Below are 13175 nucleotides of genomic sequence, written 5' to 3'. Positions count from 1 at the left end.
TCGCCATGGATACGATCCTTGTCGTGAACGCCGGCTCATCGAGTGTGAAGTTCCAGGTCTATTCGGTCGAGGGCGAGGGCACCCTTCGCCGCCAGATCAAAGGCCAGATGGATGGCATCGGCACGCGGCCGCGCCTGCGGGCCAGTGACATCAGCGGCGCTTCATTGGCAGATCGTGCCTATCCGATCGAGGCGGTCGCAGATGTTCCGGCCGCGATGGAGGTTGCGGGCGACTGGCTGCGGAACGAGGTGCAGATCACCCCGCTTGCCGTCGGGCACCGCGTGGTGCACGGCGGCCCGGAGTTCGACCGGCCGGTATTGATCGATCATGGCGTGGTGGCACGTCTGGAGCGCCTGGTCACGCTGGCACCGCTGCATCAGCCGCACAATCTGGCTCCAGTCCGCTCGATCCTCGTCAACTTTCCGAAGCTGCCCCAGGTCGCCTGCTTCGATACGGCGTTTCATCGCACGCATAGTGCGGTCGCGGACCATTACGCGATCCCGCATCAGCTTCATTCGGAAGGCGTGCGGCGGTACGGCTTCCACGGGCTTTCCTACGAATATGTCTCGAAAACGCTGCCCCAGATTGCCCCTGAAATCGCGAACAGGCGGGTCATTGTCGCTCATCTCGGCAGCGGCGCGTCGATGTGCGCCATCAAGGGCGGACGGAGTGTCGAAAGCACCATGGGATTCACCGCGCTGGATGGGCTTCCGATGGGCACACGGCCCGGCCAGCTCGATCCCGGCGTCGTGCTTTACCTGATGTCGGAGAAGGGGCTGTCCGCCGCAAAGGTCCAGGATTTTCTCTATCGCGATTGCGGGTTGAAAGGCTTGTCCGGCATCAGCAACGACATGCGGGAGCTCGAAGCCAGCGACAGCTTCAACGCAAAACTGGCGATCGATTGTTTTGTCTATCGGATCGGGCTCAACGCCGGCATGCTCGCCGCCGCCCTGCAGGGTTTGGATGCCTTCGTTTTCACCGCCGGCATTGGCGAGAACTCCGCCGGCATCCGCGCGCGCGTTGCCGAGCACCTGGGCTGGTTCGGCGTCGCGCTGGATGCAAGCGAGAATGCGCGTCACGCCCGACTGATATCGCGTCCCGACAGCGCCATTCCCGTCTACGTCGTGCCGACGGACGAGGAATTGATGATTGCGCAGCACACGCTGGCGCTCCTGATGAACGGCAAATCGCACGATTCCAGAACCAAGAGGGTGTCATGATTCCCGTTTTCCCGGACAGCAAGGTTGCCCTCAAGGGCAAGAAGGGCCTCGTCGTCGGTATCGCCAATGATCAGTCGATTGCGTGGGGATGCGCCAGGGCGTTCCGCGCTCTCGGCGCCGAGGTCGCGGTGACTTATCTGAACGATCGGGCCAAAAAGCACGTCGAGCCCTTGGCGCAGGCGCTGGAGGCTCCGATCTTCATGCCGATGGACGTGATGGTCGAGGGGCAGACTGAGGCGGTATTCGAGCGCATCGAGAAGGAATGGGGGCAACTCGATTTCCTGCTGCACTCGATCGCCTTCTCGCCGAAGGAAGCATTGCACGGCCGTGTCGTCGACGTCGGCCGCGATGGCTTCCTCAAGACAATGGACGTCTCATGTTGGTCGTTCATGCGGATGGCACATCTGGCCGAGCCACTCATGAAGAATGGCGGAACGATGTTCACCATGACCTATTACGGCAGCCAGATGGTCGTGAAGAACTACAACGTGATGGGCGTGGCCAAAGCGGCTCTTGAAGCCGCCGTCCGCTACATCGCAGCCGAGCTTGGTCCGAAGGGCATCCGTGTCCACGCGATCTCCCCCGGGCCGCTCGCCACGCGTGCCGCGTCGGGAATCCCGGAGTTCGACGATCTGATGGACAAAGCACAATCCACCGCGCCGACCCGCAGCCTCGTCAGCATCGAAGATGTCGGCAATGCCACGGCGTTCCTCGCACTCGACGGCGCCAAGCTGATCACCGGCGGCGTGCTCTACATCGACGGCGGCTATCACATCATCGATTGAGGCGCGAGGTTGTTGCTGTCGCGTCCGGCAGTCGCGCGGATGAGGGGCTGATGATGCCACCTATGCCGGTGTTTTGCCCGACGGGGCAACCGTCCTTCAGGCTGACATGTCGCTGACCGAAAAACGTAATGACTTCAAGCCCCATCCTACTGTGCATGGGGTTGTTTTCGCCTTTTTTGCTCAGCGATAGTGCAGGGCGATCAGCTCGGCGACGCAAGCGGGCTTCTTGCCGCCCTCGATCTCGATCACGAGATGGTAGTTCACACGCAAGCCGTCCGGCGGCACGTCCTCGGTCTCCGCCACGGTGACGCGGCCACGCAGCTTTGACCCTGCCGGCACCGGCGCGAGATATCTGATCCGGTCAGCACCGTAGTTGAGCGTGTTGCGTAGCCCCTTCAGACCGATGACCGAGCGGATGAACAGCGGCGCGAGTGCCAGCGAGAGGAGGCCGTGGGCGATGGTCTTTCCGCCGGGCATCTCCTTGGCCGCGCGCTCCTGGTCGACGTGGATCCACTGTTCGTCGCAGGTCGCTTGCGCGAACTGGTTGATCCGGTCCTGTGTCACCTCAACCCAGTCGCTGGCTCCGATCTCGGTGCCGACGGCCGATTTGATCTCGTTGAAGTCGCCGAATATCCGCATGATCGTGGCCTCGTCAGATCTTCATTTCTGCAACGTTGTCGGGTACGACGAGCTCGGCCTCCGTTACCGCGAGGACCTCGCCGACGCTGACGCCGGGCGCGGTCTCCAGCAGGGTGGCCCTGCCCTCGGGGAAACCGATCACGGCCATGTCGGTCACGACCAGGTCGACCTGCCGCGCTGACGTCAGGGGCAAATTGCATTGCTTGACGATCTTCGATTTGCCCTTGGCGGCGTGCTGCATGGCGACGATCACCCGCTTGGCGCCGCTGACGAGGTCCATCGCGCCGCCCATGCCCGGCACCATCTTGCCGGGAATCATCCAATTGGCGAGATGGCCGTGCGCGTCGACCTGAAGCCCGCCGAGCACGGTGACGTCGACATGGCCGCCGCGGATCAGACCGAACGACATCGCGCTGTCGAAGACCGAAGCCCCCGGCAGCGCGCTGATCGGGCGGCCGCCGGCATCGGTCAGTGTCGGATGCGCCATGCCTTGCTCGGGAATCGGACCGGTGCCGATGAGGCCGTTCTCCGACTGGAAGAACACTTTCAGATCGGCGGGCACGTAGTTCGCAACCAGCGTCGGAATGCCGATGCCCAGATTGACGAGGTCGCCGCTCTTCAGCTCCTTGGCGACGCGGCGGGCGATGACGATCTGCGGATCCATGATCTCACCCGTTCGCAATGAGGTAGTCGACGAGCGGCGCCGGCGTCACGACGTGGTCGGGCGCGATGACGCCGACGGGCACGATGTGCTCCGCCGTCACGATCACGGTATCGGCAGCCATCGCCATGATCGGGTTGAAGTTGCGCGACGTCAGCGCATAGGCGAGGTTGCCGAGGTAATCCGCAAGAAAGGCGTGTACCAGCGCGAACTGGGCCCGCAATGCGGTCTCGAGCAGGAACGGCTTGCCGTCGACCTCGATCTGACGCTTGCCTTCCGCGACAAGGGTGCCGACACCCGTCGGTGTCAGGACGCCGCCCAGGCCGCATCCGCCGGCGCGAATGCGTTCGACGAAGGTGCCTTGCGGCACGAGATCGACGGCGATCTGGTTCGCCAGCATCTGCTGCTGCGCTTTCGGATTGAGGCCGATATGGGTCGCGGTCAATCGGGAGACCAGCGAGGCCTCGAACAGCTTGCCGACACCTTTACCGGGCGTCGCTGCGTCGTTGGAAATCAGGGACAGGCCGGTCTTATGCTGCCGGACCATCTCGTCGAGCAGTCGCTCCGGCGTTCCGACGCCCATGAACCCGCCCACCATGACGGTCGCGCCCGATGGGATCATGGCAACGGCTTCTTCGATGGAGACGGCCTTCATGATTGAAACTCCGGTCGGGACGCGTCGAAGGCGGTGAGGGAATGTTGGTCGGCGGTCGCTCGGGTCCTTTGATCTGCGTCAACGCTCCGCATCATTCGTGAACGTGATACCGACGCTTTCCAGCGCTTCCCGCCAGAGCTTGCGCACGCCGGCGTGGCGCTTTTCGAGAGCCGCGCTCACGGCATCGCGCAAGGGCACCAGCTCGGGACCCTTCAGGAACAGGATTTGGCCTTGCAGCAGCCGGCCGCTCTCGAATTCGATGCGACGCAGCGCCATGACGAAGGGGTCGTCGGCCTTGGCGTTCACCGGCAACAGGGCCGCCGGCCGGATGCCGGCATGAACTGCGTGCGCGAGCGTCGCGAGGTGGATCGCGCCTGCAAGAGAACGGTCTGCAACGCCGTCGATCGGGGTGGGGAGCCAGGCGGTTTCCCAGGATGCGACCATATAGCCCAGGGCGAGATCCGGTACCCATGAGGTTGCGCGCATCAAGAGTGAGACGATCTCGGCCTCACGGTAGAACTGTGCGTTCAGCTCGGTCTGCCAGGCGGTGTCGAGCTTCATGGGCAGAGTGAATGCGAACTGGCGCGCCAGCGCCCCATGGCCCGACATCAGGAAGGCTGCGACGCGCGTCTGCTGGTTCGGCGGCACGCGGCCCTCGGAATCGAGCGGGCCGAAAAATTCACTCATGTCGCCGTCCTCTGAACGGGGATCGCGCGCAGATGATCGTAGCCGGCCGGGAACGGCGTAAGCGCGCCGCCCGGGTCTTCCGGGGCGATCCAGACTGCCTTGTTGCCCTGCCAGTTTCCGGCCAGCACGTTCTCGGCGAAGCGTGCCAGCAGGTCGGCAGTAAGCGCGCCCTTCTCGAGCGTAAACGCATGATACGCCTTCGGAATGATCACCAAGGCGCTGTCCGGAATTTCGACCCTGAGCGTTTCATGCAGAGGCCGCGGCGTCAGGAAGTCGAACTCGCCGTTGAGGATCATGGTCGGGACGGAGATCGACGAGAGCTGCGGCGTCAGTGGCTGGAAGTCGAGGAAAGATTCCATCAGGTTCTGAAGCGCGTAGACGTCGTTGACGAGCCAGCCCTGCCGCTTGACGCTGTCGAGCTTGTCCAGGAGCGGCGTCAACCATCGGTCGGACAGGTTCATGGGCAGCAGCAGATCCTGGAGATAGCCGGTGCCGCCGAGAATGAGGCCGGTGCGCAAGGCATTGCCGATCAGCAGCAATTGCGGTGAGAGTTCCGCAAAGCAGCTCATGGGCACCAGGCCGGACAGACGCTTGCCATGCGCGATGGCATAGCGCAGCGCGATCAGGCCGCCGAAGCTGATGCCACTGAGGAAGACCGGTCCGTCGCCCAGCTCGTCGATAAGGAGACGAAGTGCCGTAACCTGGTCATCCTGGTTGATGAAGAGGGCAGGCTTGTCGGACCCGCCTTGCCCCAGCAGGTCGAATGTCGCAACGCGAAAATGTCGGGCCACGAGTGCATCGCGGTAGGCAGCCCACAACTCGGCATACTGGGTCAGGCCGTTGACGAGGACATAAGTGGGCGCGCCGGCCGGCCCTTCCAGCTCATAGCGTATCCGATATGAGCCGTGATCGAGGAAAGGCATTGGAAAAACCAGCCAGATGTTCTGTCGCGCCATCCTCAATCCTCGGAAGAGGATTCCATTGAGTTAGATCAAGCCTCCCGATGTCGCCCCACCTAGCGTTTTCGCAAGGAACACCATCGGGAGGGATACGTCATGTCCGGAAGAGGCGCTCTGAGGCATTGCCTCGTCACCCTCGTTCTGCTGCTCGTCGGCACGGCTCTCGCCGTTGCCCAGCCCTTCACGCGGCGCTCGTCGCAGATGCAGCACGATGGTTTGAAGAAGTCCTACGAGATCTCCAACTTCCGCCTCGGTGGAAAGTACGATCTCGCCAATCCGTCCAAATGGGAGAGCGGCGGTGAAGGCGGCGTCACGCTGGAATCGCTCGGCGGCGGTAAGCTGCGGACGGCCTACATCGCGATTGGCAATGCACGCCGCAACGCCGCAGGCGAGATCACCAATGCGATCGTCATCAACTCCTATTATTCGGGCGATTCTACCGACATGTACGAGCAGTGGGTCAAGGGCGCACCGCTCTCGGGCGGCGTGCCGATCATTGGCCCGGGCCGGCCGATCGATACCGACCGCTACTACGTGATCATGGTCGATCCGCTCGGTACCTGGGGCGCAAGCAAGCCGTCCGACGGCCTCGGCATCAAGTTCCCGCAGTATAGCTATTACGACATGGTGCAGGCGAACTACCGATTGTTGCGCGACGAGCTGAAAGTTGCGCGCGTCGCGCTGGTGTCCGGCGTCTCCATGGGTGGCACGCAGACCTATGTCTGGGGCGTCATGCATCCCGAATACATCAACGCGCTGATGCCGATTGGCGGCACGACGCAGTCGGACGGCGACGATCCCGTCGGCAACTGGACCTTCCAGATGATGACGGCGGCGATCGAATCCGATCCGGTGTGGCAGGCGAGCAAGGGCGATTATTACAAGCTGCCCAAGGAGAAGCATCCGGTCCCCGGCGTTGCGTTCGGCTGGTCGATCCTCGGCATGACGGGGTATGACTTCGCCTACCGCACGACCCAGAATTGGGCTGCCGTCCAGCCCGAAATTTTCTATTGGGACTCGCCGAACGAGAAGGCCGGCTTGAACGTCACCAATCGTGCCAAGCTTTACGACGCGGTCGATCTCGTCTGGCGTAACCGGGTTGGCGAGACGCACAACGTCAATCCTTATCTCGGCCGCATCCAGGCGCGGACGCTGGTGATGCACATCACCAACGATCTCTGGCTGAACTTCAAGCTGGCCGAGAAGGCCGTCGATCGCGTGCCCGGCGCAGACCTCATCGCGCAGGAAAGCCCGGTCGCCCATTACGGCGTCTTCCCGATCGTCAACCAGCGCAAGAACGATCCTAAATTCGTCGCCTTCATGGACGACGTCGCAGCGCTCGATCGTGCACAAACGTTCGTCGACAAGAACTATCGCGTGCCGGGCGTGGCCGAGAAGATCGACGCGAGCAAATCCTTCTGGAAGGACTTCGTGACCTATCCCTATCCGGTGAAATACGCCAACGCGAAGGACAAGAACGGCACCACCTGGCAGATCGGCTACATGGACGAATATGCGGGGACCGACAGGGACCCGAAGGCGCTTGTCATCATCCACGGCAAGGGTGCTTTCGGCGGGCATTACGGCAACGTCATGCAGTATCCCCTGCGCAGCGGAGTTCGCGTGATCGTGCCTGATCTGCCGCATTACGGCATGTCCGGACCCGGCAATCTCGACAAGAGCCCGGCACGCACCATGCAGGATATGCGCGAGGTCATCTACGACCTCGTGGTCAACCAGCTCGGCGTCAAGAAGGCCTACTACCTCGGCCATTCGCTCGGGGGCCAGTTCGTCATGGGCTACGCCTTGACGTGGCCGGATGCGGTGCAGGGGCTCGCGCTGGAAGCGCCGTCCGGCCTTGAGGAATATCCGCGCGACATCACCATCGCCAAGGACAAGAAGGCGCGCCTGTTCGACGACGCCTTCGGCCGTGACTTCGAGAAGTGGAAGCAGGCCTGGGACCAGACCGGAATCCTGGCCGCCGAGAAGGCGCGGAACGAGCAGAACATCCGCGACTTCTTCTACTTCAAGAAGCGCGACCCCGACACCAACGCCGTGTCCGCGGCCAAGAGCGGCTACTTCTTCGGCGACAGCGAATATGCCCGCTTCCACACCGAGCAGCGCGTCGGGTTGACCAAGGGCAACCCGAAGGAGCTCGAGCAGTGGTGCAACGTCTTCATCTTCGACGTCTACACGATCGGGGCCGAGCTCCAGCAGGACGATCCGAAGAACCTCTACGAGCGGCTTACGCAGATTAAGGCGCCGATCTTCCTGGCCTTTGGCGACAAGGAGCCGTTCATCCCGACGCCCGCCTTTAACGGCCTGACGGACCTCGGACGCGACGTCATTACGCCGTTCATGACCCGCATGACCAATGCGGGCAACCGACCGATGCTGAAGGTCTATCCGGAGACAGGTCATTTCATCCACACGGACAATCCGGTTGAATATTCTGCCGACGTGGTGGATTTCGTCACCAAGGGCACCGTGGACACCTCGTCCCCCCTCGGCACCGACCGCATGATCAAGGGGGCCGTGGTCTCGGCCCTCCCCGTGGCGCCGACGCCGCCGGGCGCCGCGCCGACGGCTGGCTTGAACAAATAGGATAGACCGATGCCGAGAGTGCAGGCGGGCGAGGTCCAGCTGGGCTGGCGGGAGTGGGGAGAAGGCGATGTCACCGTCGTCTTCGTCCACGGCAATCTCGCCAGCAAAGACTGGATCGAGCTCGCCGCACCGCTGTTTCCCCGCGATCTCCGCGTCGTGGGGATCGATTGGCGCGGGTGCGGCGACAGCGATCGGCCAGCGCCTACGACTGACTATTCCAACTACGCGATGCAGCAGCACGCAGACGACATGCTGGCGGCGCTTGATGCGCTCGACATTCGGCATTGTCACCTGGCAACCCATTCGACCGGTGGCATCATCGCCGCGCGGATGCTGCTGATGCAGCCGCGGCGGTTCGGCCGCGTCTTCGCGCTCGATCCTGTAACGCCGCTCGGCATGTCATTCAGCGCCGACCAGATTGGCGTCTTCCGCGCCATGATGGCAAGCAAGGAGCTGACGCGGACCGTCATGGCCACGGCGGCATCCTCGCTGTTCGTTCCGGAAAGCATGGCAGCCAATGCGATTCCTCGCTTTCGCGCCGGCCTTGGGGAGTGTCAGGCGCTCTTCGAGCGGATCGTCGAGCAGACCTTCGGCGTCTCGGAGGGCGTCTGGATCGGTACGCCGGTCAATTTGACCAAGGAAAAAGCAAGCCGCGAACTGGAGCGGCGCATGGCGGAAATCCGACATCCGCACCTGGTCCTGTGGGGCGAGCGGGATGGCTGGATTCCTCCGGCCGATCTCCGCGTCATGGCCGAGGCGATGCCGGACTGCCGGCTCGTGGTTGTGCCCGGTGTCGGGCACTCGATGAATGTAGAAGTACCGGCTCTGTATGCCGGCTATTTCGGTGCCTGGTTTGGAGGACTTCGCGCGTAATCATCAGCCCGAGCTCTTGGAGGGCTCGCGCGAGCGATGACCGATCAGGCAAGAGCCATGGGCAAGCCCGCTATGCACGTTTGAAGTTTGGTCGATCCTTATGCTGTTGCAGTTGCTGGTCGGTGGCTCGGTAAGCGTGGTCAACATCGGCCTTCACGCGCTTGTCACGGTCGTTGCGGTTGGAATTGCCCGCAGCGCGGGGCTGCGGCGAACCGAGAGACCCAGGCTGCACCTGATGGGCGTGATGATCGCGACGGCTGCGGTGTTGAAGGTTGCGCACATGGTGGAAATCCTGGTGTGGGCTTGGACGTACGACCTCGTCCGGGCCGCCGCCCCCGGCAGCGATCTGCTCTATTTTGCCTTCGTCAACTACACCACGCTCGGCTACGGCGACATCACGCCGGTGCGCGAATGGCGGCTGATAGGTCCCTTGACCGCCATGAACGGCGTCCTGCTGTTTGGGTGGTCGGCGGCGATCTTGTTCGAGGTCCTGCGCAAGACACTCGATCACGTCGGGCTGATTGACATGCCTGCTTCGGGCTCTAGCCAACCCGATGCACCCGTGCTCGGCCGCGGCGCAACAGACGACCTGGGCCCACATGCCTGAACTCGCAGCATCGCGGTGGGTTGCCGACTTCCTGTTCGGCTTCGGCGCGCTGTTTGCAATCATCAATCCGTACGGGCTGGCCTTCATCTTTTTCGACAGAACGAAGGGGCTCTCGGAGAAGGAGCGTGCGAACCTTGCCTTGCGGGTCGCCTTTTATGCCTTCCTGGTCCTGCTGGTATCGATGTTTCTCGGCAGCCAGATTCTCAATTTCTTCGGCGTAACCATCCCGGCGCTCCGGATCGCTGGCGGTCTCGTCGTGGCGGCGACCGGCTGGTCCATGCTCCACGCGTCGCCGGGCGGCGTCGAGCATCACGCCGGTTCGTCAGCCGATCTCGCAACGATGAAGCGGATGGCTTTCTTTCCGCTGACGATCCCGCTCACGACCGGCCCGGGGACGATCGCGACGGCGATCGCAATTGGGATAAGCCGGTCCGACAGCCTCGATGCCATGTTCGCATCGTCCATCGTCTCGCTGGTGGTCGCGCTCGCCGTGACCGCTGCGATCTACCATGCCTATCGGAAATCGAGCGCAATGGCTCGCCTGTTCGGCGAGGAGGGCACGAGTGTCGTGACCAAGCTGTCGGCATTTCTGCTGCTTTGTATTGGTGTACAGATCATCATCACCGGTGCATCGGAGATCGCGCGCACCATTCTTGATGGAGCGTCGCGCGTTACCCAATAGGTGTTCGAAGCGTTCAAGGCTGTAGATCGAGGCTCGCGAGCTGGTGACGGTCGAGCAATATGATCTGGCGCTGCGTGTTGCCAACGAAGCCGAGCACACCGAGTTCGTGCAGGTGCGAGATGGCTCGCGACACCGTTTCCAGCGTCAGGCCAAGATAGTCGGCAATATCGCGCCGCGACATTGGCAGCGCCAGCACGCCTGCGGCTGTTAGCCGCTTGTCCATCTCGATCAGGAAGGCGGCGACCCGCTCCAGCGAGGTCTTGCGTCCAAGCAGCAGCATGTGATCTTCCGCATGCTGGAGGTTGGTCGTGGTCATGCCGAGAAGGTTCTTGGCAACCACGGCGTCGCTTTCGGCGACCGTCTCCAGGCTCTGCCGTTTGATCAGGAGTACTGCCGTATCGACGACGGCCTCCGCGGTGAAACGGTGCGTGGTGCCGTTCTCAAGCCCGAAAATGTCGCCGGCGAGGTGAAATGCACCGATCTGGCGCCGGCCGTCCGATAGCAGCTTATAACTTCGCACGGCACCGGTCTTGACCTGGTAGACGTATTCGGCAGGCTCCTTCTCGCCATAGATCTCTTTGCCCTTTTTGTATGTAATCTCGTTCAGGCGGACAATTGGATCTGAACCGCTGCTCATTCCCAGGACGCGGAGCGAATTAGGGCGGGGGAGCGGATCGGTTGTGCGTACGAACATGGCCAACTCCCTCAACGCCGATCGCGAATTGGTCTTAGTCAGGTATTCCATTATGAGAATTGAGGGGTAATACTCACGCCTCCAGGTTGATCTACGATAGAAGTGAGGTTTCTCACCATTGTCCCAACGGACATTGTACCAAAGGACAGGTCGCGCAATCTCGTGCACGGAATGAGAAACGGGGGTTGTTACCAATTAGCGTTTTGTTTTGCCGAAAGTTTTCGTTATCGGGAGTTTCGAATTGTCTCGCCTCGTCTACGTCGTGGATGACGACGCATCTTTTCGGACGGCAATCGAGCGGCGGTTGAAGCTTGCCGGATTTGAAGTGGCGACCTATGCATCGGCTCTGGATCTGCTGGAGTACCTGCCCAGAAACGAACAGCAGGGATGCATCCTGCTCGACGTTCAAATACCGGGATTGAGTGGACCTGAGCTCCAGAGCCGCCTGCTCGAGCGGGGGTTATCGCTTCCCATCGTCTTCCTCACTGGCCATGCCGACACCCAGACGACCGTGCGGGCGATCAAGGCCGGCGCCGAGGATTTCCTGACCAAGCCTGTCTCGTCCGCGCAATTGATCGATGCGATCGAGCGTGCACTGGCGAACCAATCCCAAGCCCGCAGTCTGCGCGACAGGCTCGATGGACTGCGTGCCCTGCTCGGCCTGCTGACGCCAAGGGAGCGCCAGGTCTTCGACCTGATCGTGCGCGGCAAGATCAACAAGCAGATCGCCTACGATCTTGGAACGACCGAGCGAACCATCAAGGCGCACCGTCACCAGGTGATGGAGAAAATGCAGACGCGGTCACTGGCGGAACTGGTTTCCATCGCCGAACGTCTTGGATTGCTCGAAGCGAACGCCAACTAGCGAGCCGGTAGGTATTTCAGTAGCTTGTCTCATCGAGACAGCCGGGTTCCAAGGTCCCAAGAGATTTGCGACAAGATGTTCTTGGAACGCGCAGGGTCTTTCCACATTGACCGCATCAGGACTCGCGATCCTCACGCCGCTTGATGGACGCGGGCCTATGATGTCAGTTGGAACCTGAAGGCTGTTCATTTTGCCGAGAAGCAAGTCCGTTCTCGTCGTTGATGACGACTCGTCTATGCGGACGAGCATCGGGCGATTGCTCCGAGCTCATGGATTGGGCGTGCTCTTGTTCGACTCCGTAGAGGCTCTCTTCGGTCACGTTGATTTCAGCAACGCAATTTGCCTGGTCATTGACATCAATCTGGGTCACCGATCGGGAATCGATCTGCGCCGTCACCTGATGAAAGAGGGGGTCACCACACCGGTGATCTATGTTACCGGCAACGACAGCCCAACGCACCGCTCGATTGCCGTCGAGTCGGGTTGCGTTGCTTACCTGACCAAACCCTTCACGGCGCAGTCACTGATCGAGTCGATCGAGCGGGCCCGCTCGGAATTGGGCTAGGAGCGGAAGACGCAAAATCGCCTGCTGCACGACGGCCACTTGGTCGGTCGCAAGCTGGCGTAGCGTGTCGCGACCCAACGACATTGCAGGGCCGTATCGAAGCGCTCTTCCCCGCTATTCGACGGTTGCGTTCACCGTGATGACCGATCTGCCCGAGCCGAACGGACCTTTCCCTTCGCCATATATCGCAAAGGTGTCGTTGCCTCTGTATCCGGATTTCGCGGTGTATCTGAAGGTCGTCATATTGAGCTGTTTCAGCATCCCGTGTGCAGGCTTGCTGGCAACGCCCGCGTTGTTCATTATGCCTGGAATTCGGATTGGGAAATTGCATGTTTCGCCGGACTTGATTGCGACATAGGCAGTCATGTCGACACCGAATACCGATGGATTGCCTGTGACTCGGCAGTCGGAGACGGCGAAAGCCGAAACCGGCGTAAGGCTGATTACAGCCGCTATGACCCACAACCGCATGTTAATCTCCCGTCTGGAGGTGGCATCGACGACAGTTGATTTTGACGCGGCGAGACAACCCTTGATATGAATCAAGAAGCCGACCTGCGTCGCCGGAGCGATGAGTTGACGAATAGGCGCCATGCCGCCTGCAACTCGTCGCGACGTTTGTTGCGATTGCACGCAGTTTGGCAATGAAGTGAACACGATGACGATCCGTGCAAACGCG

Annotated in this window: 15 protein-coding genes; 8 read left to right on the top strand and 7 right to left on the bottom strand. The window is 61.6% G+C overall.

Annotated elements, in window-relative coordinates; all coding sequences use genetic code 11:
* Positions 1–5: 5 nt before the first annotated feature.
* Together RX330_RS28200 and fabI are read left to right on the top strand one after the other, a co-directional pair.
* Complete coding sequence (locus tag RX330_RS28200) at positions 6–1220, top strand: acetate/propionate family kinase (protein WP_317240646.1); 1215 nt, start codon at positions 6–8, stop codon at positions 1218–1220.
* Positions 1217–2005, top strand: coding sequence for an enoyl-ACP reductase FabI (fabI, locus tag RX330_RS28195; RefSeq protein WP_212080913.1), 789 nt, complete (start codon positions 1217–1219; stop codon positions 2003–2005). The genes RX330_RS28200 and fabI overlap by 4 nt, the downstream gene beginning before the upstream one ends.
* 180 nt (positions 2006–2185) lie before the next feature.
* On the opposite strand, the gene RX330_RS28190 is transcribed toward fabI, so the two are convergent.
* The 5 genes from RX330_RS28190 to RX330_RS28170 form a co-directional block, all read right to left on the bottom strand.
* Positions 2186–2644, bottom strand: a complete 459-nt coding sequence (locus RX330_RS28190) for a MaoC family dehydratase (RefSeq protein WP_126259980.1) — start codon at positions 2642–2644, stop codon at positions 2186–2188.
* Positions 2645–2657: 13 nt separating this feature from the next.
* A complete protein-coding gene (locus RX330_RS28185; protein WP_212080915.1) occupies positions 2658–3308 on the bottom strand; it encodes a 3-oxoacid CoA-transferase subunit B in 651 nt (216 codons plus the stop codon).
* Between the two features lie 4 nt (positions 3309–3312).
* Entirely contained in the window at positions 3313–3960 is a 648-nt protein-coding gene (locus RX330_RS28180; protein ID WP_135165125.1) for a CoA transferase subunit A, read from the bottom strand.
* 78 nt (positions 3961–4038) lie between these two features.
* Entirely contained in the window at positions 4039–4647 is a 609-nt protein-coding gene (locus RX330_RS28175) for a hypothetical protein (protein ID WP_317240645.1), read from the bottom strand.
* Positions 4644–5570 carry an alpha/beta fold hydrolase gene (locus RX330_RS28170; protein ID WP_317243984.1) on the bottom strand — a complete coding sequence of 309 codons (927 nt, stop codon included), beginning with the start codon at positions 5568–5570 and terminating at the stop codon, positions 4644–4646. The genes RX330_RS28175 and RX330_RS28170 overlap by 4 nt, the downstream gene beginning before the upstream one ends.
* A 132-nt stretch (positions 5571–5702) precedes the next feature.
* Here RX330_RS28170 and RX330_RS28165 point away from each other — a divergent pair, with 132 nt between their 5' ends.
* The 4 genes from RX330_RS28165 to RX330_RS28150 all read left to right on the top strand — a co-directional run bounded on the left by RX330_RS28165 (position 5703) and on the right by RX330_RS28150 (position 10372).
* Positions 5703–8210, top strand: coding sequence for an alpha/beta hydrolase (locus RX330_RS28165; protein WP_317240644.1), 2508 nt, complete (start codon positions 5703–5705; stop codon positions 8208–8210).
* Between the two features lie 9 nt (positions 8211–8219).
* Positions 8220–9083: an alpha/beta fold hydrolase gene (locus RX330_RS28160; RefSeq protein ID WP_317240643.1), complete on the top strand. Its 864-nt coding sequence runs from the start codon at positions 8220–8222 to the stop codon at positions 9081–9083.
* 100 nt (positions 9084–9183) lie between these two features.
* Positions 9184–9690 carry a potassium channel family protein gene (locus RX330_RS28155; protein ID WP_317240642.1) on the top strand — a complete coding sequence of 169 codons (507 nt, stop codon included), beginning with the start codon at positions 9184–9186 and terminating at the stop codon, positions 9688–9690.
* Entirely contained in the window at positions 9683–10372 is a 690-nt protein-coding gene (locus tag RX330_RS28150; protein ID WP_317240641.1) for a MarC family protein, read from the top strand. Before RX330_RS28155 ends, RX330_RS28150 begins: the two co-directional genes overlap by 8 nt.
* Positions 10373–10385: 13 nt before the next feature.
* Here the strand turns inward: RX330_RS28150 and RX330_RS28145 are convergent, their stop codons facing one another.
* A complete protein-coding gene (locus RX330_RS28145) occupies positions 10386–11066 on the bottom strand; it encodes a helix-turn-helix domain-containing protein (RefSeq protein ID WP_317240640.1) in 681 nt (226 codons plus the stop codon).
* 241 nt (positions 11067–11307) lie between these two features.
* Here RX330_RS28145 and RX330_RS28140 point away from each other — a divergent pair, with 241 nt between their 5' ends.
* Positions 11308–11931 carry a response regulator transcription factor gene (locus tag RX330_RS28140; protein WP_317240639.1) on the top strand — a complete coding sequence of 208 codons (624 nt, stop codon included), beginning with the start codon at positions 11308–11310 and terminating at the stop codon, positions 11929–11931.
* A 235-nt stretch (positions 11932–12166) separates the two neighbouring features.
* Positions 12167–12496: a response regulator gene (locus tag RX330_RS28135; protein ID WP_317240638.1), complete on the top strand. Its 330-nt coding sequence runs from the start codon at positions 12167–12169 to the stop codon at positions 12494–12496.
* A gap of 114 nt (positions 12497–12610) precedes the next feature.
* Here the strand turns inward: RX330_RS28135 and RX330_RS28130 are convergent, their stop codons facing one another.
* The gene (locus RX330_RS28130) at positions 12611–13153 is read right to left on the bottom strand and encodes a hypothetical protein (protein WP_317240637.1); all 543 of its coding nucleotides are present in this window, start codon (positions 13151–13153) and stop codon (positions 12611–12613) included.
* Positions 13154–13175: the final 22 nt, after the last annotated feature.

Origin of the sequence: Bradyrhizobium sp. NDS-1 (assembly GCF_032918005.1) — a bacterium.
Classification (GTDB): Bacteria; Pseudomonadota; Alphaproteobacteria; order Rhizobiales; family Xanthobacteraceae; genus Bradyrhizobium; species Bradyrhizobium tunisiense.
This window is presented reverse-complemented; position numbering and strand designations above follow the sequence as displayed.

What these genes read in the sequence shown, in the direction of transcription:
- RX330_RS28150 (WP_317240641.1), top strand. Translation starts at nt 9,683, where the DNA reads ATGCCTGAACTCGCAGCATCGCGGTGGGTTGCCGACTTCCTGTTCGGC.
- RX330_RS28190 (WP_126259980.1), bottom strand. Translation starts at nt 2,644, where the DNA reads ATGCGGATATTCGGCGACTTCAACGAGATCAAATCGGCCGTCGGCACC.
- RX330_RS28170 (WP_317243984.1), bottom strand. Translation starts at nt 5,570, where the DNA reads ATGCCTTTCCTCGATCACGGCTCATATCGGATACGCTATGAGCTGGAA.
- RX330_RS28175 (WP_317240645.1), bottom strand. Translation starts at nt 4,647, where the DNA reads ATGAGTGAATTTTTCGGCCCGCTCGATTCCGAGGGCCGCGTGCCGCCG.
- RX330_RS28200 (WP_317240646.1), top strand. Translation starts at nt 6, where the DNA reads ATGGATACGATCCTTGTCGTGAACGCCGGCTCATCGAGTGTGAAGTTC.
- RX330_RS28185 (WP_212080915.1), bottom strand. Translation starts at nt 3,308, where the DNA reads ATGGATCCGCAGATCGTCATCGCCCGCCGCGTCGCCAAGGAGCTGAAG.
- RX330_RS28160 (WP_317240643.1), top strand. Translation starts at nt 8,220, where the DNA reads ATGCCGAGAGTGCAGGCGGGCGAGGTCCAGCTGGGCTGGCGGGAGTGG.
- RX330_RS28145 (WP_317240640.1), bottom strand. Translation starts at nt 11,066, where the DNA reads ATGTTCGTACGCACAACCGATCCGCTCCCCCGCCCTAATTCGCTCCGC.
- fabI (WP_212080913.1), top strand. Translation starts at nt 1,217, where the DNA reads ATGATTCCCGTTTTCCCGGACAGCAAGGTTGCCCTCAAGGGCAAGAAG.
- RX330_RS28135 (WP_317240638.1), top strand. Translation starts at nt 12,167, where the DNA reads ATGCGGACGAGCATCGGGCGATTGCTCCGAGCTCATGGATTGGGCGTG.
- RX330_RS28180 (WP_135165125.1), bottom strand. Translation starts at nt 3,960, where the DNA reads ATGAAGGCCGTCTCCATCGAAGAAGCCGTTGCCATGATCCCATCGGGC.
- RX330_RS28165 (WP_317240644.1), top strand. Translation starts at nt 5,703, where the DNA reads ATGTCCGGAAGAGGCGCTCTGAGGCATTGCCTCGTCACCCTCGTTCTG.
- RX330_RS28155 (WP_317240642.1), top strand. Translation starts at nt 9,184, where the DNA reads ATGCTGTTGCAGTTGCTGGTCGGTGGCTCGGTAAGCGTGGTCAACATC.